This window comes from Amycolatopsis sp. w19, assembly GCF_051373225.1.
In the GTDB taxonomy this organism is placed as follows: Bacteria; Actinomycetota; Actinomycetes; order Mycobacteriales; family Pseudonocardiaceae; genus Amycolatopsis; species Amycolatopsis japonica.
In genome coordinates this window covers 394,997-418,068 of sequence record NZ_JBPQFM010000002.1, presented here as the reverse complement: position 1 = coordinate 418,068, position 23,072 = coordinate 394,997, and the positions used below count along the sequence as shown (strand labels likewise).

The 23,072-nt window shown below is 70.4% G+C and carries 17 protein-coding genes; 11 read left to right on the top strand and 6 right to left on the bottom strand.

Features of this window, described 5'->3' with window-relative positions:
• Nucleotides 1-9 precede the first annotated feature (9 nt).
• A complete protein-coding gene (locus ACSMFO_RS06435; protein WP_360092275.1) occupies nt 10-1,089 on the top strand; it encodes an ATP-dependent DNA ligase in 1,080 nt (359 codons plus the stop codon).
• The gene (ligD, locus tag ACSMFO_RS06430) at nt 1,086-2,093 is read left to right on the top strand and encodes a non-homologous end-joining DNA ligase (protein WP_436457422.1); all 1,008 of its coding nucleotides are present in this window, start codon (nt 1,086-1,088) and stop codon (nt 2,091-2,093) included. Before ACSMFO_RS06435 ends, ligD begins: the two co-directional genes overlap by 4 nt.
• A gap of 57 nt (nt 2,094-2,150) precedes the next feature.
• Here ligD and ACSMFO_RS06425 read toward each other — a convergent pair whose 3' ends face one another.
• Nucleotides 2,151-2,417, bottom strand: a complete 267-nt coding sequence (locus ACSMFO_RS06425; RefSeq protein ID WP_038515319.1) for a hypothetical protein — start codon at nt 2,415-2,417, stop codon at nt 2,151-2,153.
• 113 nt (nt 2,418-2,530) lie between these two features.
• Nucleotides 2,531-3,547, bottom strand: a complete 1,017-nt coding sequence (locus ACSMFO_RS06420; protein WP_038515318.1) for a CobW family GTP-binding protein — start codon at nt 3,545-3,547, stop codon at nt 2,531-2,533.
• 376 nt (nt 3,548-3,923) lie between these two features.
• Here ACSMFO_RS06420 and ACSMFO_RS06415 point away from each other — a divergent pair, with 376 nt between their 5' ends.
• The 5 genes from ACSMFO_RS06415 to ACSMFO_RS06395 all read left to right on the top strand — a co-directional run bounded on the left by ACSMFO_RS06415 (nt 3,924) and on the right by ACSMFO_RS06395 (nt 8,006).
• Entirely contained in the window at nt 3,924-5,132 is a 1,209-nt protein-coding gene (locus ACSMFO_RS06415; RefSeq protein WP_436457420.1) for a nitric oxide synthase oxygenase, read from the top strand.
• A gap of 88 nt (nt 5,133-5,220) precedes the next feature.
• Nucleotides 5,221-5,727 carry a flavodoxin domain-containing protein gene (locus ACSMFO_RS06410; protein ID WP_395869670.1) on the top strand — a complete coding sequence of 169 codons (507 nt, stop codon included), beginning with the start codon at nt 5,221-5,223 and terminating at the stop codon, nt 5,725-5,727.
• A 39-nt stretch (nt 5,728-5,766) separates the two neighbouring features.
• The gene (locus ACSMFO_RS06405; protein ID WP_395869672.1) at nt 5,767-6,039 is read left to right on the top strand and encodes a DUF1905 domain-containing protein; all 273 of its coding nucleotides are present in this window, start codon (nt 5,767-5,769) and stop codon (nt 6,037-6,039) included.
• The gene (locus ACSMFO_RS06400) at nt 6,040-6,507 is read left to right on the top strand and encodes a hypothetical protein (RefSeq protein ID WP_038515314.1); all 468 of its coding nucleotides are present in this window, start codon (nt 6,040-6,042) and stop codon (nt 6,505-6,507) included. It begins immediately after the preceding gene.
• An 89-nt stretch (nt 6,508-6,596) separates the two neighbouring features.
• Nucleotides 6,597-8,006, top strand: coding sequence for a DHA2 family efflux MFS transporter permease subunit (locus ACSMFO_RS06395; RefSeq protein WP_436457417.1), 1,410 nt, complete (start codon nt 6,597-6,599; stop codon nt 8,004-8,006).
• A gap of 47 nt (nt 8,007-8,053) precedes the next feature.
• On the opposite strand, the gene ACSMFO_RS06390 is transcribed toward ACSMFO_RS06395, so the two are convergent.
• The 3 genes from ACSMFO_RS06390 to ACSMFO_RS06380 all read right to left on the bottom strand — a co-directional run bounded on the left by ACSMFO_RS06390 (nt 8,054) and on the right by ACSMFO_RS06380 (nt 12,022).
• Nucleotides 8,054-9,574 (bottom strand): sialidase family protein, encoded by a 1,521-nt coding sequence (locus ACSMFO_RS06390; RefSeq protein ID WP_436457415.1) that lies wholly within the window; start codon nt 9,572-9,574, stop codon nt 8,054-8,056.
• Between the two features lie 287 nt (nt 9,575-9,861).
• Nucleotides 9,862-10,560 (bottom strand): Crp/Fnr family transcriptional regulator, encoded by a 699-nt coding sequence (locus ACSMFO_RS06385; RefSeq protein WP_051972572.1) that lies wholly within the window; start codon nt 10,558-10,560, stop codon nt 9,862-9,864.
• Between the two features lie 37 nt (nt 10,561-10,597).
• Complete coding sequence (locus ACSMFO_RS06380) at nt 10,598-12,022, bottom strand: PLP-dependent aminotransferase family protein (RefSeq protein ID WP_436457414.1); 1,425 nt, start codon at nt 12,020-12,022, stop codon at nt 10,598-10,600.
• Between ACSMFO_RS06380 and ACSMFO_RS06375 the strand changes: the two genes are divergently transcribed.
• Together ACSMFO_RS06375 and ACSMFO_RS06370 are read left to right on the top strand one after the other, a co-directional pair.
• Nucleotides 12,021-12,917: a DMT family transporter gene (locus ACSMFO_RS06375; RefSeq protein ID WP_436457413.1), complete on the top strand. Its 897-nt coding sequence runs from the start codon at nt 12,021-12,023 to the stop codon at nt 12,915-12,917. The genes ACSMFO_RS06380 and ACSMFO_RS06375 overlap by 2 nt on opposite strands.
• 155 nt (nt 12,918-13,072) lie before the next feature.
• Nucleotides 13,073-14,248 (top strand): MFS transporter, encoded by a 1,176-nt coding sequence (locus ACSMFO_RS06370; RefSeq protein WP_436457412.1) that lies wholly within the window; start codon nt 13,073-13,075, stop codon nt 14,246-14,248.
• On the opposite strand, the gene ACSMFO_RS06365 is transcribed toward ACSMFO_RS06370, so the two are convergent.
• On the bottom strand, nt 14,226-15,215 hold the full coding sequence (locus ACSMFO_RS06365; RefSeq protein ID WP_436457410.1) for a YeiH family protein: 990 nt from the start codon (nt 15,213-15,215) through the stop codon (nt 14,226-14,228). The genes ACSMFO_RS06370 and ACSMFO_RS06365 overlap by 23 nt on opposite strands.
• Nucleotides 15,216-15,286: 71 nt before the next feature.
• Here ACSMFO_RS06365 and ACSMFO_RS06360 point away from each other — a divergent pair, with 71 nt between their 5' ends.
• Together ACSMFO_RS06360 and ACSMFO_RS06355 are read left to right on the top strand one after the other, a co-directional pair.
• The gene (locus ACSMFO_RS06360) at nt 15,287-16,192 is read left to right on the top strand and encodes a LysR family transcriptional regulator (protein ID WP_436457408.1); all 906 of its coding nucleotides are present in this window, start codon (nt 15,287-15,289) and stop codon (nt 16,190-16,192) included.
• A gap of 442 nt (nt 16,193-16,634) precedes the next feature.
• Nucleotides 16,635-23,063 carry an SDR family oxidoreductase gene (locus tag ACSMFO_RS06355; RefSeq protein ID WP_436457407.1) on the top strand — a complete coding sequence of 2,143 codons (6,429 nt, stop codon included), beginning with the start codon at nt 16,635-16,637 and terminating at the stop codon, nt 23,061-23,063.
• The last annotated feature ends 9 nt before the right edge of the window (nt 23,064-23,072 follow it).

Genomic DNA, 23,072 nt, shown 5'->3' with positions numbered 1-23,072 from the left:
GATCGCCTCGTGGAACTGCCCGTGATGCCGCCCGTGAAGCCGATGCTGGCCAAGGCCGTGCACGAACTGCCGCGCACGCCTGGGCTGCTGTACGAGCCGAAATGGGACGGCTTCCGCTGCGTGGTCTTCCGCGACGGCGACGAGGTCGTGCTGGGCTCGCGTAACGACAGGCCGCTGACGAGGTACTTCCCCGAGCTGGTCGAGCTGCTCAAGGAAGCGCTGCCCGAGCGCTGCGTCGTCGACGGCGAGATCGTGCTGGTCACCGAGGGCGGGCTCGATTTCGAGGCGCTCCAGCTGCGCCTGCATCCGGCGGCGTCCCGGGTGAAGATGCTGGCCGAGGAGACGCCGTCCAGTTTCGTCGTGTTCGACCTGCTCGCCCTGGACGAGCGGGATCTCACGCCGGAACCGTTCGGGCAGCGGCGGAAGCTGCTCGAAAGCGTGGTCGACACGCAGTTCGCCCGGGTGCACCTCACCCCGCTTTCCGAGGATCCCGACGTCGCGCAGGACTGGTTCACCCGCTTCGAGGGCGCGGGCTTCGACGGCGTGATGGCCAAACCCGCCGACGCGCCGTACGAGCAGGACAAGCGCGTGATGTGGAAGGTCAAGCACCAGCGCACCGCGGACTGCGTCGTCGCCGGATTCCGGTGGCACAAGGACGGGGTGGGGATCGGGTCGCTGCTGCTCGGCCTCTACGACGACGATGGCGTCCTGAACCATGTGGGCGTGGCCAGCAGTTTCACCGCCGCGAGGCGCCGTGAGCTGGTGGACGAGCTCGCGCCGCTGCGCGAGAACGCGCTGGAGGACCATCCGTGGCGCGAGTGGGCCGCGGCCCACGAGGAGGCGGGCGGCCGGATGCCGGGGGCGGGCAGCCGGTGGGCACCGAACAAGGACCTGAGCTGGGAGCCGGTCCGCATAGAATGGGTCGCCGAGGTCCGCTACGAACACGTCGAGGGCACCCGGTTCCGTCACGGCGGGAGGCTCGTGCGCTTCCGTCCCGACCGCGAGCCCGCCTCGTGCACGTACGCGCAGCTCGAAGAGGTCCCGCCCGCCGAGCTGGCCACCTTGTTCACGGAGTTGGGGGAAACATGAAAGCGGAGCCGGTCACGCTGGATCTCGACGGCGTCGAGTTCACGGTGTCCAATCCGGGCAAGGTCTACTTCCCGGAGCGCGGCGAGACCAAATTGGACCTCGTCGAGTACTACCGCGCGGTCTCGGTCCCGCTGCTGGCGCAGCTCGGCGGCAGGCCCCTGTTGCTGGAACGCTATCCCGACGGGGCCGGCGGGAAATCGTGGTACCAGAAGCGGGTCCCGAAGAACGCTCCCGGCTGGCTGACCACGACGGTGGTGTCCACTCCGAACGGGACCACCGCGGACGCTCTCGTGGCGAAGGACCTCGCGCACCTCATCTGGGCGGTCAACCAAGGTTGCCTCGGTTTCCACGTCTGGCCGAACCGGGCCGACACTCCGGACATCAGCGACCAGTTGCGCATCGACCTCGACCCGTCGCCGGGGATCGGGTTCCCCGAGTTGCGGCACGGTGCCGTCCTCACGAAGGCGTTGCTCGAAGAGCTGGGCATCACGGCGCAGCTGAAGACCTCGGGTTCGCGCGGCCTCCATCTTTACGTGCCACTGGAACCGAAATGGGACGGCTACGAGGTCCGCGCGGCCGCCGTCGCGCTCGCCCGCGAACTCGAACGCCGCCACCCGGAGGAGATGACGGCGCAGTGGTGGAAGGAAGAACGCGGCTCCCGCGTGTTCGTCGACTTCAACCAGAACGCGCCGCACAAGACGGTGTTCGGCGCGTGGTGCGTGCGGCCGCGGGTCGGCGGGCAGGTGTCGACGCCGATCGGCTGGGACGAACTGGAGACCATCGAGCCGGACAAGCTCACTCTGTCCACTGTGCCCGCCCGCCTCGCCGAACGCGGAGACCCTTGGGCGGCAACGGAACCACAGTCGATCGAGCCGCTGCTGGAAATGTCCAGGAAGGACATGGCGAACGGGCTCATGGACGCGCCTTGGCCGCCCGTCTACCCGAAGATGCCGAACGAGCCGCCCCGGGTCGCGCCGAGCAGGGCGAAGAAAGAAGACATTTAGTCCTCTGAATGCGGTCCTTGCGCGCGCAACCATCGCATCCAGAGGACGAAACGCGGGTCAGAGCGGCAGGTCGAAAGCGAGTTGCGTGTTCACGGCGGGTTCGGCCTTCCGGCCGGACCGGTGACCGGGCAGGGTCGCGGCGCAGCGCGGGCACGGGGCGACGTCGGTGGTCGTGAGGTCCACCGGCGTCCACAGGCGGGATTCCTTGTCTCCGCAGGCGGAACGCCGGTACCGGAGGTCTTCGGAGCGGGTCATCAGATGCGCGGCGGGGGAGTCCTCCGGCAGCGCGCCGACCAGGTACCAGCGTCCGGCGGTGTTCGTCATGGAACTGTCCTCCCGATACAGGTGGTCCAGCTCGAGATTCCTTCCGCAAAACAGTGTCAAGGAGACGCGCCGCGATTCCCGGTATTTCGGCCTTCGGCGTGTCTCGACCCGATTCAGTCCTGAATGAACCGCAGCACGCGCAGCATGCCGCGTTCGTCGACGACCTCGGGATCGTCCGCGACACAGGCTTCGAGGCGCGCGGTGACGGCCTCGGTGTCGATCCCCGAACCGATCAGCACCAGTTCGCTCCGGCGCGGGAGGCCGGATGGCCACGCCGACCGGTCCAGCTGGATGAACGAGCCGACCGTGTGCAGGCCGAAGCGGGACCGCGCACCGTTCGGGCCGAAGTCGAGGAAACCCTTGATCCGGTAGAGCCCGCCAGGGCGCTGTTCGAGGAAATCCATCAGCCGTCGCGGGTCCAGCGGGCGTTCGGTGGTGAAGGCGACGCTGTCGTAGGCGGTGTGGAAGTGGTGCTCGTGGTCGTGCTCCTCCTCGCGGAGGTCGTCGAACGACATCTGGCCTGCCCGTTCGCGCGGCCGGGCGTCGAAGAACAGGGTGGGGTCGATCCGGCCGTGGGAGGTCGCGATCACCGGCGTGCCGGGCGCGATCTCGTCGATCGTGCCGCGCAGTTTGGCCAGGGTCTCCTCGTCGGCCCGGTCGGTCTTGTTGAGGACGACCAGGTCGGCGAACCCGAGGTGCTCGTCCAGTTCCGGGTGCCGCTTCCTGGTCGACTCGAACTCGGCGGCGTCGACGAGCTCGACCAGTCCGCCGTAGGCGATGACGGGGTTCTCGCTGGCGATCATCAGGCGGATGAGGTCACGCGGTTCGGCGAGCCCGCTGGCCTCGATCACGATGACGTCGATCCCCGCCTCGGCCTCGGAAAGCTTCGCGAGCATGGCGTCGAGGCCGCTCGCGTCGACGGCGCAGCACAGGCAGCCGTTGCCGAACGACATCATGGTGTCGACCTGGCCGGAGACGGCCATCGCGTCGACCGCGATGCTGCCGAAGTCGTTGACCACTACCCCGATCCGCGCACCCTGCCGGTTGGCCAGCAGGTGGTTGAGCAGGGTGGTCTTGCCGGAGCCGAGGAAGCCCGCGACCAGGATGACCGGAATCCGCCTGTCGACCACGATTTTCCTTTCTCCTCGGAGCTCCCCGCACTCTAGCGACGGTGGAGGCGGGTCAATACACCGGCAGGGGGAAAGAGTAGAAGAGTCAGGGAGCGAATACGCTCGAAAGAGTGATAAATGACGATCATAAAGTGATCTTGGGTTCGTGTGATCGTTTTGTTCGAGGAAATTCGGTGAATATCCCGCGAAGTCTTACTCAATTCCAAATATTGTCGTCGGCAAGCTTTCTGCCTGCCGAAATGTCATCGCGGTCGAAGCTTCTGCCATTTGGTGGATCGTGGCCGTCTTTCTGTGGGGTATCGTCTTTCGTCTGGTCCGGACCCGGCCAGCTCGCCGATCAGGCATGAGCCTCCGGGCATTTCCGAGTGCAGGAGGAATGGTGATCGTTCCCGCCGCCGGTGCCGGCGTCGAATTCGGAGAGTGGGAGGCCGAGGTGGCGACGGCGTCCATGCGGGTGACGGATATCCCTCGCTTGCCTCCGGAGGTACGGCCGCGGGAACGGAGCGTGGACGTGGCGGAGGTCGAAGACTTCCTCCGGCTCTTCCATGCCGAAACGGACGGCGGGCAAGCGCGGCTTCACGCCCGGCTCGACCGGGTCCGTGCCGAGATCGACGCGACCGGCACCTACCGGCACACCACGGCCGAGCTCGAATTCGGTGCCAGGGTGGCCTGGCGGAACTCCGCCCGGTGCATCGGCAGGCTGTACTGGCAGGGGCTGAAGGTGCGAGACCGCCGCGACGTCGAGGGCGCCGCCGCCATCGCCGACGAGTGCGTCACCCATTTGCGAGAGGCGACCAGGGGCGGCCGGATCCGCTCGACCATCACCGTGTTCGCGCCGGACGGCCCGGCGGGGCCCGGTCCGAAGATCCACAACGATCAGCTCGTCCGGTACGCGGGCTACCGGCTCGGCGACGGCTCGGTGCTGGGCGATCCGCGCCACGCCGACTTCACCGAGACGGTCCGGGAGCACGGCTGGCGGCCGCCCGAACGGAAGGGTTCCTTCGACGTCCTCCCGCTCCTCATCGAGACCGAGCCGGGGGAGCGGAGCCTGTTCCGGCTGCCGCCGGACGCGGTACTGGAGGTCCCGTTGTCGCATCCCGACCACCGGTGGTTCGCCGGGCTCGGCCTGCGCTGGCACGCGGTACCGGCGATCAGCAACATGCGGCTGGTCATCGGCGGGCTCACCTACCCCGCGGCGCCGTTCAACGGCTGGTACCTCGCCACCGAGGTCGGCGCGCGCAACCTCGCCGACGCCGACCGCTACGACCTGCTGCCGGTGATCGCCGATCTGATGGGCCTGTCGACGAAGTCGGAACGCACCCTGTGGCGCGACCGCGCGCTGGTGGAACTGACGCTGGCCGTGCAGCACTCCTTCGACGCGGCGGGCGTGACCGTCGCCGACCACCACACCGAATCGCGGCGGTTCCTCACGCATATCGCCAAGGAGGAACGCGCGGGACGCCGTTGCCAGGCCGAGTGGAGCTGGATCGTCCCTCCGTTGTCCGGCGGCCAGACCGCCGTGTTCCACCGCTACTACGACGAACCCGATCCGGCCGCGAGGCCGGCGTTCCTGCCTCCCGGGTAGGGCCCCGACGGGTGAAGAGGTGAGCCGAATGCGGCGTGTCGATGGGCTGAACGGTGGCACGGGTTGCGGCCGCGCGGACAATGGGGACATGACCGCAGTGCTCGTCGTCCACGCCGGCCGATCCGGCGGGACCAGGGAGATCGCCGAGGTGATCGCCGCCGAGCTGCGGGAAGGCGGGCTGACGGCCGATCTGCTGGACGCGGCCGAAGTCGAGGACGTCGAGCCGTACGGCGCGGTGATCGTGGGAAGCGCGCTGTATCACCGGCGCTGGCGCCCGGAGGCGGTCCGCCTGCTCACCGAGCACGAGGAGGCGCTGCGGAACCGCCCCGTCTGGTTGTTCCACAGCGGGCCGTGCGGGCCGCTCGCCGCGGGCAAACGGGTGAGCCTGCCCGCCGGGGTCGCCCTGCTGGCCGCGAGGATCGACGCCGAACGCACGGCCACCTTCGGCGGAAGGCTCACTCCGGACACCGCGAGCGGGCTGTTCTGGAAGATCATGGCGGCGGGCCCGTGGGCCGGCGATTTCCGCGACTGGCCGTCGATCCGGGCCTGGGCCCGCGACGTCGGCCGCCGCGTGCGCATCCGGGTCACCCTCTGAATGTCTGTTTTCGTCGGTGCCCTGTCGTAGGGTTGATCCATGGAGGAAACACAGTTCACCGCGAAGCTGCTCAAGAGCCCGGAGAAGGGCGGCTGGACGTACGTGACCATGCCCGGCTCCGCCGAGTTCTTCGGCACCAGGGGACTGGTCAAGGTACGCGGGACGATCGACGGGCATCCGTTCCGGAGTTCGTTCATGGCGCTGGGGGACGGCACCCACAAGCTGCCGGTGAAGGCCGACCTGCGCAAGGCGATCGGCAAGGAGGAGGGCGACACCGTCGACGTCGTCCTGCTCGAAAGGCTCGAGGGCTGAGTGGCCACCGCATGGAAGCCGTCCCCGGTCATCAAGATCTACGAGGCGCTCGGCGCGGTGGCCGACGGGCGGGTCGAGATCGACGGCGACACGGCACGCGTCGCGTCGTCGGACAAGGCCAAGACCTACGACGTCCGCCACGATCCGGCCGCGGGATCGATCACGGCCAACGACAACGGGTCCTACTGGCAGGGATATCTCGGCTACCCGGGCATCGCGTACCTGATGGAGCGCGGCGTGCTCGCCTACGACGGCGGCCTCACCGCCGGGCTGGCCGGTGTGCCGTGGAAGGAACTCGCCACCCGGTACCGCAACGACTGGGCGAAGGTGGAGAAGCACGTTCGCGAAGACCTGTCCGAGAAGGGGGTGGATCTGGACCGGTTCGACGCCGGGCTCGCGGAGATCTCGAGCCGGCTGGAGGAATTGGCGCTCACCAAGCTTTCCCCGCGGCTGCGGCCGCCGAAGTGATCGAGGTGTTCTTCGCTTGACCTTGACTTAAGTCGAGGTCTTAGCGTGAGCCGGGTCAAGATCCCCGGGCACGTGAGGAGAACATCCCGATGGCTGTTTCGCTGGAACGGCGGGCGGACACCGCCCCGCCGCCGGACAAGGTTCCGGCCGAGGCCTGGCGGATGGCCTGGGTGATCGTGCTCGGCGCGTTCATGACCATGCTGGACACCACGGTCCTCGCGGTCGGGGCCGAGACGCTCACCCGTGAGCTCGGCGCCGGAATCGCTTCCGTGCAATGGGTTTTCACCGCGTACCTGGTCGCGCTGGCGGTCGCGTTGCCGTTGTGCGGCTGGCTCAGCCGCCGCTTCGGCGCGGGCCGGGTCTGGCTGGTGTCGCTGGCGGCGTTCACTGTGGCGTCGGTGCTGTGCGCGCTCGCCGGGAACGTCGGCTGGCTGATCGGGCTGCGGGTGCTGCAGGGCCTCGCCGCCGGCCTGCTCCTGCCCGCCGGGCAGACGGTGCTCGGCCAGGCGGTCGGTCCCGCCCGGCTCGGGCGTCTCATGGGGACGCTGGGCATCGTGATGAGCGTCGGCCCGACGTTCGGCCCGGTTCTCGGCGGGGTCCTGCTGCGCGGTCTCTCCTGGGAATGGCTGTTCCTGATCAACATCCCGGTCGGCGTGATCGCGTTGGTACTCGGGCTGCGTTTGGTGCCTCGCGGTACGAAGGGCGCGGCGACCCGGCCCGACTGGCTCGGCTTCGTCCTGGTGAGCGCGGGAATCCCGGCGCTGTTGTACGGGCTCACCGCCTGGGGTGAGGGTGGCGAGGAGTTCGGCGCGGGAGTGCTGGTGCCGCTCGTCGCCGGGGTCGTGCTGCTGGCGTTGTTCGTCCGGCGGTCGTGGGGCCGGGAGAACCCGGTCATGGACCTGACGTTGTTCCGGGGCCGCGTCTACACCGCGGCGGTCGCGTTGTCCTTCTTCGCCGCGCCCGCGTTGTTCGGCGCGCTTTTCCTGCTGCCGCTGTACTTCCAGGTGCTGGGTGGAAACGGGGTCGTCGAGACGGGGCTGCTGCTGATGGGGCTCGGGCTGGGTTCGGCGATCGCGTTGCCGATCTCCGGCAAGCTCACCGACCGCTACGGCGCGGGCCTGGTCGCCGCTTGGGGGAGCGTCGCGACGCTCGCCACCACCGTGCCCTTCGCCATCGGCGGTTTCCCGCCGGACGGTGTCGTCGTGCAGATCCTGTTGCTGGCCAGGGGAATCGCCGTGGCCTTCCTGCTGATGCCCGCGACGACGGCCGGATACGCGGCCGTCACCAAGGACCAGCTGCCCGACGCCGCCGCGCAGATCAACATCGTCAGCCGGGTCGGCGGAGCCGCCGGGACGGCTTTGTTCGCCGTCGTACTGGCGAATCTGTTGCCCTCGGGCGCGGAGGCGGCCTTCCGCGCGACGTTCTGGTGGCTCACCGCCGCGGCCGCGGTCGCCGCGCTGCTGGGCGCGAGGCTCTGGTGGGCGACGCGCCGCGCGTGACCTCGTGAGTGGCAAGTACGGTCCTTGCCACTCACGAGACCCAGTGCTCAGCCGCAGTGTTCGGACGGGCTGTCGTACTTGATCCCGCCCGCGGAACCGCCCCATTTCACGCATTTGCCCGCCGCGGCCGCCCGCACCGGACCGGCGAACCACGAGAACGAGCCGGAGTCGGTGATCCGGGACGACCCCGACACCTCGAGGTAGGCCGACGTCGCGGTCGCGGTGCCCGCCGCTTCGCTCTTCATCGTGCTGACACAGTTCTGTCCGTTGGAAGCGTTGTAGGACAGGTAAACCGTGCCGGCCGTCCCGAGCGGCGCCGAGTCGATCACGCCGTATCCGCCGCCGCAGACCGGGGCGCCGAGGGTCGTCTCGGTGACGGTCGAGAAGCGGATGGTCTCGTTGGCGTTGCCTGCCGGGCCCGCTTCGTACAGCACGCCGACCGAGCCCGACGAAAGCTGGACCATGTCGGAGTACGCGGCGTCACCGCTCCACACCAGGGTTCCGGCGGAGTTGCCCTGCCAGTTCGCGCCCTCGTCGAACGACGACCGCACGACGAGTTCCTTGCGGCGGTCGCAGACCGACGGCGCGGCGAACAGGATCCGGTTGTACTTGCCCGCCTTGTCGGTCGCGGTCATCCGCGCGGTCGAGGCCTGCACCACCGGCGTGATCAAGTCCTCCTCGAAGGTGAACTTGGTGGAGAAGCTCGCCCCGCCGTCGGAACTGATGGCGTAGGCACGGTTCTTCGCGCCGCCACTCAGGCATTTGTTGTCGTTGTTGGCCTGGTTGCGCGCCGCGGCGTAGACGCGCCCGTCGAGCAGTTCGGTGACGCTGATCTCCTGCGGGTTGAGCCCGGCCGTCGTCGCCGGGGTGTCCGTGGCGCCGCGCTTCCACGTGACACCCTGGTCGTCGCTGTAGACGAGCGCGCCGCTGTTCTTGCCGTCGATGGTGTAACTCATCCCGGCGACGATCCGGCCGGCGTGCGCGCCGCGCGTCAGCACGATGCCGTGCGACGGGCCGGTCGCGAGCCAGCCCGGCGCGGTGTCGAACCCGAGCTGTGTGGTGAGCACCTTCGGCGCGGTCCACGTCTTGCCGTGGTCGTCGCTGATCGAGACGCGCGGAATCCGGTTGCAGTCCGGGTTCTTGACGCATTCCATCACCGACAGCAGCACGATCCGCCCGGTGGACGGGATCACGATGGGTGTCGGGTTTCCTTTGGTGTCACCGAAACCTTCGATGACGACCTTCGGGGCGCTCCAGGTCTTGCCGTTGTCGGCGGAGCGTTTCACGACGAGATCGATGTCGCCGCGGTCGTTGCAGAAGCTGGCGCCGCCGTTGCGTCCTTCGGCGAACGCGAGCAGCTCGCCGTTGTTCGCCTTGACGATCGCGGGGATTCTGAAGCAGTCGTAACCTTCTGTTTTCTGTTTGTACACCAACGTGTTCCCGACGGCGGCGGCCGAAATCCGGTCGCCGGTGGCCGGTGTGGCGAGGGAGGTGGCCGGGGCTGCGCCGACCGCCGCGGTGGCGACGAGGGCCGCGAACAGACCCTGTGCGACGCGGGAGATCTTCACGGGAGTGACTCCGTCCTGGATTCGGTTCCGGGTGACGGGACGTCAGAGTCCTTCCGGCTCGTACAGCCGTCGTACAAGAGCCGTACAACCGGTTTCGCCGTTTGTGTCAGGTGACGCAGAACGGCGGCGTCGTTCCTGCCAAACTCGTTCTCGTCGGACACGGCGCGAGATCGGCGGGGGAGGCCGATGAAGGTGATCGATCCGGAGAGGGTGAGGGACGGTCGATCGCCGGTTCGCGTCGTGGCGCCGGTGGGTCCGGTGTTCGGGACCCGCCGGCGGTCCCCGGCTCAGTGGTCGTCGGGGGCCAGTTGCCTGAGGTCGTTCAGGCTCCGGACGACCAGCCGCTGGCGGCCGGTGCTGAGCAGGCCGTCGGTGCGCAAGGTCCGCAGGGTCCGCGCGACGGCTTCCCGTGACGCGGACGCGAGTCCCGCCAGGTCGCGTTGGTTGATCTTCAGCGCGATCAGGGTGCCTTCGGCGACGGGCACGCCGTAGCGCTCGGCGAGGTCGACGAGGATGGCGGCGATGCGCTCGGCGGCGGTGCTGTCCCCGAATTCGGTCCGGCGCGAGTTGGCGTAGCGCAGACGTGAGGTGATGATCCGGAGCAGGACCACGGAGATGCCGGGATGTTCGCGGAGCACGGAGTTGAACGCCCGCGCGGACAGCCACAGTCCGGTGACCGGCTCGACGGCGATCGCCGTGGCCGAGCGCAGGCTGCCGTCCATCGACGCCATCTCGCCGATGATGTCGCCCGGATCCCGCACGGCGAGCACGGCGTCGTAACCGCCGGTGGACACCGACGTGATCTTGACCCGTCCGGTCATCAGGATCAGCACCCAGTCCGAGCGGTCGCCCTCGCGGATGATCACCGTTCCCGCCGGGTACCGGCGCAGTTCGGCCTCGGCCCGCAGCGCCTTGCGCTGGCCGTCGTCGAGCAGCTCCCAGAGCCTGCCGGGTGCATCGTGCGGCTCCGCCGCCGGCTGAGTCATGCCTTCTCGTCGCCTCCGTGCGCGATCGTACGAGACGTCAACCGGGGAGCTCCTGGTACGCCTGGGAAAGGCGTTGGATCCCGTCGCGCAGCTGCGCGCCCGTCGCGGCGCTGACGTAGCTCAGGCGCAGATAGGGCCCCGGCGCCTCGGCCGCGAAGTACATCCTGCCGGGGGTGACCGCTACTCCCGCGCGGAAAGCGGCACTGGTCAGCGCTACTTCGTCGACGAAGCCGGGGAGCGGCTGCCACAGGTGGTAACCCCCGGTCGGGACCGGGACGGCCTGCCAGGACGGCAGGAACTCCCGCAACGCCGAGACGGCCACGTCGCGGCGTTCCCGCAACGAGGCCGCGAGAGTCCGCAGGTGCCGGGACCACGCCGGGGAACTCACCAGTTCGAGCGCGGTTTCCTGTAGCGGCCGCGGCACGAAGAAGCTCTCGACGGCGTGGAGACCGCGCAGCCGTTCCAGCGCCGGGCCGCGGGCGGCCAGTGCGCTGATCCGCAGGCTCGGCGACGCCGGTTTCGTGAGCGAGCGGATGTGCACCACGACCCCGTCGGGATCGTCGGCCACCAGCGGCGGCGGGGGAGCCGGGCTGCCGGGATGCGCCATCAGCCGGGCGAAATCGTCCTCGATCACGAAAGCACCCGCGGCACGGGCGATCCGCAGCACCTCGGCGCGGCGTTCGGCGCACAGCACCGCGCCGGTCGGGTTCTGGAACGCGGGCTGGCAGACGAACAACCGGGCGCCGGTCTCGCGGAAGGCGTCCGCGAGCAGTCCGGGCCGGACGCCGTCGCGGTCGATCGGCACCGGGACCGGCCGCAGCCCGGACGCCCGCGCGATCGCCAGCATCCCCGGGTACGTCGGGGATTCCACCAGTACCGGCGCGCCGGGAGCGCCGAGCGCGCGCAATGCCGTGGTCAGCGCGCTCTGCCCGCCTGAGGTGACCAGCACGTTCTCGACGTTCACCGGGCTGCCGATGTCGCGCGCGAACCAGGCCCGCAGTTCGGGCAGGCCGCAGATCGGCGGCCGCGTCCACGCGCCGGGACGGCGGCCGGCGCGGGCCGACGCCGCGGCGAGTTCGCGTTCCGGCTGGAGGCTCGGATGCGTGTACCCGCCGTTGAGGTCGATGACGCCCGAGGGCGGGTCGCTCAGCGCGGTGAGCACGCCGCTCGCGTCGATCGCGCGGGTGCCGGACTGCGAGCTCAGCGCCACCTCCTGCCACGACACGTCGCCGGACACCGCCGCTTCACGAGGCGGCGGCGCGCGGAAGACGCCGGCACCGGGGCGGGTGATCACCAGTCCTTCGGCGGCCAGCGCGGCGATGGCGCGCGACACCGTCACCGGGCTCACCTTCAGCTCCCGGACCAGCGCCCGGCTGGACGGCAGCTTTCCATCGATCGGATAGCGATCCAAAGTGGACCGCAGCTGTATGACCAGGCTGGTGACGCTGCTACCATCGGACATGAGACTGGATGATAGCGCTATCGCGGACCGGGCAGTAGCGGTCCGCTCCGGGACCGCGCTGGCGGCGCTGGGTGTCCTCGCCTTCTCGTTCACGTTCCCCGCCACCGTGTGGGCGCTCAAGGGCTTCGATCCGTGGACCGCCACCGGGCTGCGCAGTGTCCTGGCCGCACTGGTCGCCGGTACCTGTCTCCGGGTCTTCCGGGTGCCGCTGCCGAGGCGCGACCAATGGCGGGGCCTGGCCGTGGTCTCCCTCGGCTGTGTCCTCGCCTTCCCGATCCTGACCACGCTCGCGCTCAAGACGTCGTCGACGGCGCATTCCGCGGTGGTGATCGGGCTGCTGCCGCTGGCCACCGCCGTCATCTCCTCGAAGCTGACCGGGAACCGGCCGTCCCGCCGGTTCTGGCTCGCCGCCGCGGTCGGCGCGAGCGCGGTCGGGGTGTTCACCGTCGCGCAGAGCGGCGGCGGACTGTCCACAGCGGACCTGTTCCTGTTCGGCGCGCTCGTGCTGTGCGCGTTCGGGTACGCCGAGGGCGGCAGGCTGGCCAGTGAAATGCCCGGCTGGCAGGTGATCGCGTGGGGGCTGGTCCTCGCGCTCCCGGTCACCGCTTCGTTCGCCGTCTTCGGGCTCGCGACCGAGCCGCTGCACGTCACCGGCGAGGGGATCGCCGGTCTGCTCTACATCGCGCTCGTCTCGCAGTTCGGCGGATTCCTGGCCTGGTACCGGGGAATGGCCGAGATCGGCGTCGCGCGGGCGAGCCAGTTGCAACTCGCGCAGCCGCTGCTGACGCTGGTCTGGGCGGTCCTGCTGCTCGGTGAGCATCTCCCGGCCGCCGCACCGGTCACCGCGCTGATCGTCGTCGCCTGCATCGTCGTGACCCAGCGGTCCCGCACCTAGACCCGTGGGCTGAAGGGGCCCATCGCCGCATGCGACGCGGTGAAGGACGCTTTCGTCGCATGTGACGCGGGGAAAGTCCCCTTCAGCCCCCGCACCTAGATCGACGTCGCGAATCCGCCAGACCGCGGTGCCCGCGCGGTGATGGGCTGGAGCACATGACCGCTTCGACCCTCGACACCTCCGCGCGGACCCCGCTGAAGGGATGGCTCGCCGTCCTCGCGGTGACGCTCGGGATCTTCTCCCTCGTCACCACGGAGATCCTGCCGATCGGCCTCCTGACCCCGATCGGCGAGGACTTCCGGATCACGCCGGGGACGGCGGGCCTGACCATGACCCTGCCGGGCTTCCTCGCCGCGCTCGCGGCCCCGGCCGTCACCGTCGCCGCCGGACGGCTCGACCGCCGGATCCTGCTGTGCGCGCTGATGGTGGTGCTGGCGCTGTCCGACGTCCTCGCGGCGACGGCGCACGCGTACTGGGCGGTGCTGGTCTCGCGAGTCCTCGTCGGGCTGGTGATCGGAGCCTTCTGGGCGATCGGGTCCGGGCTCGCCGCCCGGCTCGTCGGCCCGGAACGCGCGGGCACGGCGACGGCGGTGATCTTCTCCGCCGTCCCGCTCGGCTCCGTGCTGGGCGTGCCCGCGGGGACCTTCCTCGGCGAACTTTTCGGCTGGCGGGCGGCTTTCGCCGTGATGGCGGTGTTCACGGCCGGTGTCCTCGCGGCGCTGGCGTTGGCCTTGCCGCCCTTGCCGTCGGCGGGCGCGACCCGGCTCGGCGTCCTGCGCGAGATGACCCGTCAGCGGGCGACCCGGCTCGGGCTGCTCGTCACGGTGCTGGTCGTGCTCGCCCATTTCGGGACCTACACCTACGTCACGCCGCTCCTGCGCGAGGTGACGCAGGTGAGCCCGGAGCTGATCACCGTCTTCCTGTTCGTTTACGGCACCGCCGGGATCGCCGGCAACTTCGTGGCCGGGGCGGCGATCGCGCGCGACCTCCGGCTGACCTTCCTCGCCGCGGCGGGCCTGATCGGCGTGGTGACGTGCGCGTTGCCGTTCCTCGGCGACACGGAACCTGGCGCGCTCGCGCTGCTGGTGGTCTGGGGTTTCGCCTACGGTGCCGTCCCGGTCTGTTCGGGAACGTGGTTCGCGAGGGCGGCTCCGCAGGCGCCCGAGGCGGCGTCGGTGCTGTTCACCTCGTCGTTCCAGGCGACCCTTTCGGCGGGCGCGCTGCTCGGCGGGCTGGTCGTCGACGCGGTGTCCGTCCCGGCCGTGATGGTCACCGGTGGCGTGGTCGCGCTGCTCGCGGTCGCGGTCCTCAGCCGAGCACGGTCAGCGTGACCAGCGCGGTGGTCCCGACCAGCAGGGTGGAGAGCAGCCCGAGCATCAGCGCGCGGCCGCCGGTGCGGACGAGCGTGCCGATCCGGACCGCGCAGCCCAGCCCGAACAGCGCTCCGGCCAGCAGCAGCGTGCAGGCGATCTTGGCGACGTCGAGCGCGAGACCCGGCACGATCCCGGTGCTGCGCAGCGCGGCCATCGCCAGGAAGCCGATAACGAACAACGGGACGAGCGGCGGCCGCTTGCCGTCGACGGGACGGTTCCGTTCGTGCACGCCGACCGCGGCGACCATCGGGGCGAGCAGGACCACCCGGCTGAGCTTGATCACGATCGCGACCGCGATGGCGGCACCGCCCGCGGGGGTGGCCGCGGCGACGACCTGCGCGACCTCGTGCACGCTGAGCCCGGCCCATTCACCGACGCGGGCCGCGTCGAGCCGCAGCCAGCCGCCGATCAACGGGACCGCGGCGATGGCCAGCCCGCCGTAGAAGGTGACCAGCGCGACGGCGGTCGCGACGTCCGAGTCCTCGCGTTTCACCACGCCTTCCATCGCGGCGATGGCGGACGCGCCGCAGATCGAGAATCCGGTCGCGACCAGCATCGCCAGGCCGCGTGGCACGCCGAGGAGCCTGCCGAGGCCGATGGTGCCGAGGAAGGTGATGCCGACCGTGAGCACGACGGCGAGCAGGGTCCCGGGGCCCAGCGCGAGGACGGCCGGGAGCGAGAGCTGGAGACCGAGCAGTACGACGCCGGCGCGAAGCAGCTTCTTGGTGATCCTGGCGATGGCCTTCCGGGTCTCCTCCGACACCGACGACAGCGAACCGGTGAGGATGCCGAGCACGACGGCGATGGTGAGCGCGCTGACGACCGGGAAAGCGGTGCCGACCAGGTACGCGGCGGCCACTCCGGCGCCGGTGACGGCCAAGGCCGTGAGGTAGGGCTTCGTCGGTCTCGCGTGCGTGGTGCTCATGGTTCGAGCTTCGCCCGGCCGGCGCGGCCTCGGTAGCCGGGAATACCGGGGGTAGGTCATACACTTGGGCTATGACCACACCCGATCTGGACTCCCTGCGCCTGCTCGTGCTCGTGGACGAGCTCGGCAGTATCGGACAGGCCGCGGCCAGTCTCGGGATCGCGCAGCCGTCCGCGAGCAAACGACTGTCCACAGTCGAGCGACGGCTGGGGCTGGTACTGGTCGACCGTACGCGGCGCGGCTCCGCGCTCACCCCCGACGGCCGGGTCATCGCGGGCTGGGCGCATCGCGTGCTGTCCGAACTCGACGGTCTGCTCGACGGCGCCGAGGCGCTGCGCACCCAGCACGAGGCGCATCTGCGGGTCGCCGCGAGCATGACGCTGGCCGAGTACCTGGTGCCGGGCTGGATCGGCGAGCTCAAACGCGGCGACCCCGGGCTGTACCTCGGGCTGGAGGTCACCAACTCCGACCAGGCCGCCGAAATGGCGCGCGAGGGCAAGGTCGATCTCGGCTTCGTCGAATCGCCCGGTTCGCTGCCCGGTCTCTCGTCCCGTCGGGTGGCGACCGACCGTCTCGTCCTCGTCGTGCCCGCGAGCCATCCGTGGGCGCGCAAACGCCGCCCGGTGACCGCGGCCGAGCTGGCGATCACGCCGCTCGTGGTACGTGAACTCGGTTCCGGGACCAGGGAGACGGTGGACGCCGCACTGCGCAAGGCCGGGGTCGGCCCGGCGAAACCGTTGCTGGAACTGGGTTCCGCCTCCGCCGTCCGCAACGCGGTGATCGCGGGCGCCGGACCGGCGGTGATCAGCGAACTCGCCATCGCCCGGGACGTCGCCGACCGGCGGCTCGTCGCGGTCGCGGTGGACGGCGTCGACTTCGGCCGGGAGCTGCGCGCGGTGTGGCCAGCCGGGCGGCGGCTCGCCGGTCCGGCCGCGGAACTACTGGGCATCGCCGTCCGGAATGCGAAACCCCGCTGATTCCCTTCATGTTTCCGCGCGTGATACCGAAACTCCCGGCGCCGGGCTACCGACGATAGGGCGAAAGGGAGTCGATTTCCGGAAATGGGTACGGACCACTGATTCCGCTGGTCCGACGAAAGTGGAATGGTGAACTCCGGGTAACAGGCCGGATGGCGTATCGGACGTTGGGACACCTGGTCGTTGACTGTTCTTTCCTGTAGGGGCAGGGAAAACCCGGCTTCGCGGAAGTCCCGTGTGTATCCGGGACGCTAAATTCTCGCGACGGACTTCGCGTTTCACAAGGTCGGCGTACCGCCATCCGGTTCCTGTGAGCGGAAACCCTACTGTCGAGTATTGACGTGAAGCCTCGCCTGCGTTTAAGTACGCCCGGTAACCAAGTCACTCTTCCGTGTGCCGGAGGCTTCCCGTGGGTAAGTCGATTCGTGGCGCCGATGCCTCAATGTTGACCGGTACGGCGGATCTGCTCATCGCGATGCACCCTCATCGTGTGCCGTCCGCGCGGTTCACCGCGGCTGCGACGCGGGCCGGTGCGCTCGGTGTCCTGGACCTGACCAGCGGAAACCGGACGGCCCGCGAAGAACTCGACCTGGCGGAGGACTGGCTCGCGACCGGCTTCGGTGTCCGCGTCGCGGGACCGGTCGACCTTCCTTCTGTGGTGCACACGGTTCTGCTCGCCGCAGGCACGCCGCTGTCCACTGTGGACTTGGCGAGCCGTCGGACGCTCGTCGAAGTCACGAGCAGGGATGAAGCCGTGCGAGCCGTCGCCGCCAGTGCGGACGGGCTCGTCGCCCGCGGCCACGAGGCGGGCGGCAGGGTCGGCGAACTCGGCACCTTCGTGTTCCTGCAGCAGTTGCTGGCCGATCCGGCGATCGGCGTCCCGGTCTGGGCGTACGGCGGGATCGGCGCGCACACCGCGGCCGCCGCCGTGGCCGGAGGCGCCGCCGGTGTCGTCCTCGACACGGCGTTCGCGCTGCTCCCCGAAGCGGAGCTTCCGTCGGACGTCACGAGGGCACTGGAAGGCCTCGACGGTTCCGAGACCATTGTGGACGGTGGAGTGCGGCGGCTTCGCCGACGGCCGCTGGAAGCCGGTCAGGACGCCTTCCTGCCCGAGCGGTTCCGCGACCGTTGGGGAACCCTCCCGGCCGCGATCCACGGTGTTCGCGCGTCGATCGCCGAGGGGCTCGCCGCTTCCGGCGACCCGTTGCCGCTCGCGCAGGGACCGATGACCCGGGTGAGCGACCAGCCGGAATTCGCGCGGGCCGTCGCCGCCGGGGGAGCGCTGCCGTTTCTGGCACTGGCGTTGTCCGGGCCCGCGCGGACCCGCGAGATGCTCGAAGCGACCAAGTCGGCGTTGGGTGACGCGCCCTGGGGCGTCGGCGTGCTCGGGTTCGCGGCCGAGGACGTCCGTGCCGCACAGCTCGAGGTGATCCGCGAGATCCGGCCGAGCCACGCCATCATCGCCGGCGGCCGTCCGGCACAGGCGAAGGCGCTGGAAGAGGCAGGTATCTCGACGTTCCTGCACGTCCCGTCGCCGGGATTGCTGCGTCAGTTCCTCGAAGCGGGCGCGCGCAAGTTCGTCTTCGAAGGTGCCGAATGCGGTGGGCACGTCGGGCCGAGGGCGAGCTTTCCCTTGTGGGAAGCCCAGATCGACGTGCTTCGCGAGTACGCGGCAGAGGTCGAGGTGTACTTCGCCGGTGGCGTCCACGACGAGCGCTCGGCCGCGATGGTCACCGCCGCCGCGGCCCCGCTGACCCGGCTCGGCGCGACGGTCGGCCTGCTGATGGGCACCGCGTACCTGTTCACCGAGGAGGCCGTCCGGGCGGGCGCCGTCCTGCCGTTGTTCCAGCGTCAGGTCGTCGAAGCCACGCGCACCGACCTGCTGGAGACCGCCCCGGGACACGCGACACGGTGCGTGCGTTCGGCGTTCACCACCGAATACGCGGAACTCAAACGCGCGCTGAAGGACGTGCCCGATCGCGAGGCCTGGGAACGGCTGGAGAAGCTCAACGTCGGACGGCTTCGCCTGGCGAGCAAGGGAATCGAGCGGGTCGGGGACGCGCTCAACCCGGTCGGTGAGGATCGGCAGCTCGCCGAAGGCATGTTCATGGCGGGCGATGTCGCCGTGCTGCGGTCCGAGGTCACGACGATCGCCCGGTTGCACGAGGCCGTCGGCCCCGGGGCCCAGGCGTTCCTCGCCGCCCGCGCCGCCGAACTGCTGAGCGTCCCGGCCGACGAGCCCGTGCCGGCACCGCTCGACATCGCCATCGTGGGGATGGCCGGGGTCTTCCCGCAGGCCGGAGATCTCGCCGCGTTCTGGGCGAACATCCTGTCCGGAGCGGACTCCGTCACCGAGGTCCCGGCCCGGCGCTGGGATCCGGCGCTCTACTACGCGCCCGGCGGCGACGGCGAGAAGACGCCGTCACGCTGGGGCGGTTTCCTGCCGGAGATCCCGTTCGACCCGCTCGACCACGGCATCCCGCCCGCGTCGCTCGCGAGTATCGAACCCGTCCAGCTGCTGGCGCTGGAAGTGTCGCGGCGGGCGCTCGCCGACGCCGGATACGCGGAACGCGACTTCGACCGGTCCCGCACGTCGGTGGTCTTCGGCGCGGAAGCCGGGAGCGACCTGTCCAGTGCGATGACCCTGCGGACCGTGCTCCCGTCCTACCTCGGCGAACTCCCGCCCGACCTCGACCGCCAGTTGCCGCGCCTCACCGAGGACTCGTTCCCCGGCGTGCTCGCGAACGTCATCGCGGGCCGGGTCGCGAACCGGCTCGACCTCGGCGGCGCGAACTACACGGTCGACGCGGCGTGCGCCTCGTCGCTGACCGCCGTCGACGTCGCCTGCAAGGAACTCGTCACCGGCACGAGCGACCTCGTTCTGTGCGGCGGCGCCGACCTGCACAACGGCATCAACGACTACCTGCTGTTCTCCTCGGTCCACGCGCTTTCGCCGTCCGGCCGCTCGGCCACCTTCGACAGCGACGCGGACGGGATCGCGCTGGGCGAGGGCGTCGCGTGCGTCGTCCTGAAACGGCTGGCGGACGCCGAACGCGACGGCGACCGTGTCTACGCCGTCATCAAGGGCGTCGGCAGCGCCAGCGACGGCCGGGCGCTCGGGCTCACCGCGCCCCGGCCGGAGGGGCAGCACAACGCGCTGACCAGGGCGTACCGCAACGCCGGGATCTCTCCGTCGCGGGTCGGGCTCGTCGAAGCCCACGGCACCGGCACCGTCGTCGGCGACCGCACCGAACTCACCACCCTGACCGGGGTGTTCACCGAAGCGGGCGCCGAACCCGGCCGGTGCGCGCTCGGTTCGGTGAAATCCCAGATCGGGCACACGAAATGCGCCGCCGGGCTGGCCGGGTTGATCAAGGCGAGCCTCGCGCTGCACACCGGCGTCAAACCGCCGACGCTGCACCTGGCGAAGCCGAATCCGGCGTGGGACCCGGCGACCAGCCCGTTCGCGTTCCACACCGAGGCCCGGCCGTGGGCCGAGACCGAACGCGTCGCCGGAGTGAGCGCGTTCGGGTTCGGCGGCACGAACTTCCACGTCGTCCTCGCCGCGCACGAAGGTGCCGTCCCACCCGCGAAAACCCTCGATGATTGGCCTGCCGAGCTCTTCCTGTTCGCGGGAGACAAGGACGCGCAGGATCTCCTGGCCGCCACGGGACAGGGCTGGCGGCTGCGTGATCTGGCGTTCGCCGCGTCCCGTCGGGCGGAAACCCGGGACGGACGGCCGAGGTTCGCCATTCTGGCGTCCACTGTGGACGAACTGGCCGGGTTGCTCCGCCGCGCCATCGCGGGGGAGCGGGACGAGGACGCGGGTATCTTCGCCGCCGACGACGACGCGCCGGTGGGCGAGATCGCGTTCCTCTTCCCCGGGCAGGGCGGCCAGCGGCCGGGGATGTTCGCGGAGCTGTTCGTCGCGTTCCCCGAACTGCGGCGCTACCTCGCGCGCGCCGGGACCACGGTCGACGTCCTGTTCCCGCCCACCGCGTTCGACGAGGCCGGACGCGAGGCCCAACGTGCCCGGCTGACCGACACCCGGGCCGCGCAACCCGCGCTCGGCATCGTGGGGCTCGCCGCGCACCACCTGCTGGGCATGGCCGGGGTCCGGCCCTCGATGGTGGCAGGTCACAGCTACGGCGAACTCGTCGCGCTGACCGTCGCCGGTGCGTTGAGTTCGGCTTCGCTGCTGGACCTCAGCCGCGCGCGGGCGGAGGCGATCCTCGGCGCGACCGGCACCGGCGACCCGGGAACGATGGCGGCCGTCGCCGCGAATCCGGCCGACGTCGAAGAGGTGCTCGCCGCCGAGGGCCTGACCGGGACCGTCGTCACCGCCAACCGGAATTCGCCGAAACAGGCGGTGATCTCCGGGCCGACGGACGCCGTCGGTGTGGCGGTGGACCGGCTACGCGACCGCGGGATCGGGGCGAAATCCCTCCCGGTCGCGTGCGCGTTCCACAGCCCGTTGGTCGCCCCGGCGGAGCCGGAGTTCGCCCGAGTGCTCGGCACCGTCGCGGTCAGGGCACCGGAGATCCCGGTGTGGGCCAACGCGACCGCCGCGCCCTACCCGTCCACTCCGGACGGGATCCGCGCCGGGCTGGCCGCGCAGATCGGCGCACCGGTGCGGTTCGCCGACCAGATCGAGGCCATGTACGCGGCGGGCGCCCGGACGTTCGTCGAAGCGGGCCCCGGCTCGATCCTCACCCGGCTCGTCGATGCCGTACTCGACGGCCGTCCACATCGGACGGTCACTCTCGAAGGCGGCCGCCGCACCGGGATCCCCGGCTTCCTCGCCGCGTTGGCGAGGCTGGCGGTCGCCGGCGCGGACATCCGCACCGGCCGGTTGTTCACCGGCCGCGCGGGTACGGACGCGCTATCCACGCGGCCGCCGAAGAAGGCGGGATGGACCGTCGACGGGCACCTCGTCCGCACCGCCGACGGCGAGATCCCCGCCACCGCCCTGCATCCAGCCCAGCGAATCCCCACGGAGGCGATCGTGACTTCCCGGCCCGGCACCGACGGCGGTGAGGCGCTCATTTCGGAGTTCCTCCGCACCAGCCGCGAGATGATCGCCGCGCAACGGGACGTCCTGCTCGGCTACTTCGGCACCGATCCCGGTGTGCCGCCGCCCGCGCCCGTCGTCGTTCCTTCGGTACCCGAGCCCGTGCGCGTCGAGGTCGCGCCCGAACGCTCGATCTTCGACACCGTCGTCGAGGTGATCGGCGAGCGGACCGGCTATCCGGTGGACATGATCGAGCCGGATCTGGACCTCGAAGCCGATCTGAGCGTCGATTCGATCAAACGGGCCGAGATCGCCGGGGAACTCGCGACCCGGCTGGGCCTGACCGACGGCGACCCCGAAGTTCTCGCCAAGGCTCGGACAGCGGCCGAACTCGCCGATCTGCTAGGCGGCGTTCCCGCCGGTGACCAGCCCGCCGAAGAGAGCGGTGCCGTCGTGGTGGCGCCGAAGCGTTACCTGATGCGGGAATTCGATCTCGCCGGCGCCGCTCCCGCCGACGAGGAACTCGCCGGGCTCCGTTTCGCCGTCGTCGGCGAAGGTCAGGTCGCCGAGATGCTCACCGCCCGGCTCGCGGGGTACGGAGCCGAAACCGAACTGGTCCAAGGCGTACCGGAGCACGGCGCGGACGGTGTGTTCCACCTGTCACCGTCGTTCCCCGACGACTTTCCTTTGTACCAAGCGGTTTTGGCGCGAGGTCCGCGCTGGCTCATCGCGAACGGCCCCGCCGACGGTGCCCGCGGTTTCTTCCGTACGGTGGCCAGGGAGTATCCGGACACGGTCGCCCGCGTGGTGGAGCAGCATCCGGAATCCACTGTGGACGAACAGGTGGAGACCCTGCTCGCCGAGCTGTCCGCCGGGGACTGGGAGCCGGTCGTCGTCCGCCGCGGTGACGCGCGGCGTGGTCTGCGGATGACCGAGGAGGGCCTCGGTCTGCTCGGCAGCACGGGCGCCGGCCCGGCCGGAGACGGCACGGCCGAGGCCGAAGCGCTCGGCCTGGACCGGGACTCGGTCGTCCTCCTTGTCGGCGGGGCGAAGGGCATCACCGCCCGGCTGGCCACCACGCTGGCCTCGGCGTCGCGGTGCCGCATCGAACTGTTCGGCCGCACCGCCGTGCCCATCGACGGCGAGGAACCGGAAATCGCGACCGCGACGACGACGGAAGGGCTGCGTGCCGCCCTGATCGGGAGCGGACTGACCAAACCGGCGGAGATCGAGCGGACCATCCGGCTCATCGAGTCCGAACGCGAGGTCCGCGGAACGCTGCGGCGGATCGGCGACCTCGGCAGCCCGGTGCGGTACCACTCGGTGGACATGCTCGACGCGGAGGCCGTGCACCGCGCGGTCAAGGAGATCCACGCCGAACACGGCAGGCTCGACGGCATCGTCTACGCGGCGGGCGTCATCGAGGACAAGCTGATCGCCGAGAAGGACCCGGCGTCCTTCGACCGGGTCTTCGCCACCAAGGTCGAAGGGGCGAGCACCCTGCTCGCGGCGGCCGGTGAGCTGCCGGAGGCGCCGAAGTTCGCCGTCCTCTTCGGCAGTATCGCCGCGACACTGGGAAACCGTGGCCAGTCCGACTACGCGGCCGCGAACGACGCGCTGGAGACGCTCGGTCATCGCTGGTCCACTGTGTACGGACGTCGTGGGCTCACCGTCCATTGGGGACCGTGGGCGCCCACCGGGGTGAACAACGGGATGGTCACCCCGGACCTGATGCGGGCCTACGCCCGGCGCGGGATCGAACTGATCGACCCCGAGGAAGGCACCTTGAGCCTGCTGCGCGAGCTGGCGTGGGGCGACGCGGGCCTCACGGCCGTCACCTATACCGCGTCGGGGTGGTGACCGGTGGCC

Bases quoted from the DNA above. Each gene is read 5' to 3' on its own strand.
- ligD (WP_436457422.1), top strand. From the start codon at position 1,086: ATGAAAGCGGAGCCGGTCACGCTGGATCTCGACGGCGTCGAGTTCACG.
- ACSMFO_RS06425 (WP_038515319.1), bottom strand. From the start codon at position 2,417: ATGACGAACACCGCCGGACGCTGGTACCTGGTCGGCGCGCTGCCGGAG.
- ACSMFO_RS06415 (WP_436457420.1), top strand. From the start codon at position 3,924: ATGGTGATCGTTCCCGCCGCCGGTGCCGGCGTCGAATTCGGAGAGTGG.
- ACSMFO_RS06410 (WP_395869670.1), top strand. From the start codon at position 5,221: ATGACCGCAGTGCTCGTCGTCCACGCCGGCCGATCCGGCGGGACCAGG.
- ACSMFO_RS06405 (WP_395869672.1), top strand. From the start codon at position 5,767: ATGGAGGAAACACAGTTCACCGCGAAGCTGCTCAAGAGCCCGGAGAAG.
- ACSMFO_RS06395 (WP_436457417.1), top strand. From the start codon at position 6,597: ATGGCTGTTTCGCTGGAACGGCGGGCGGACACCGCCCCGCCGCCGGAC.
- ACSMFO_RS06385 (WP_051972572.1), bottom strand. From the start codon at position 10,560: ATGACTCAGCCGGCGGCGGAGCCGCACGATGCACCCGGCAGGCTCTGG.
- ACSMFO_RS06375 (WP_436457413.1), top strand. From the start codon at position 12,021: ATGAGACTGGATGATAGCGCTATCGCGGACCGGGCAGTAGCGGTCCGC.
- ACSMFO_RS06380 (WP_436457414.1), bottom strand. From the start codon at position 12,022: ATGTCCGATGGTAGCAGCGTCACCAGCCTGGTCATACAGCTGCGGTCC.
- ACSMFO_RS06370 (WP_436457412.1), top strand. From the start codon at position 13,073: ATGACCGCTTCGACCCTCGACACCTCCGCGCGGACCCCGCTGAAGGGA.
- ACSMFO_RS06365 (WP_436457410.1), bottom strand. From the start codon at position 15,215: ATGAGCACCACGCACGCGAGACCGACGAAGCCCTACCTCACGGCCTTG.
- ACSMFO_RS06360 (WP_436457408.1), top strand. From the start codon at position 15,287: ATGACCACACCCGATCTGGACTCCCTGCGCCTGCTCGTGCTCGTGGAC.
- ACSMFO_RS06355 (WP_436457407.1), top strand. From the start codon at position 16,635: ATGTTGACCGGTACGGCGGATCTGCTCATCGCGATGCACCCTCATCGT.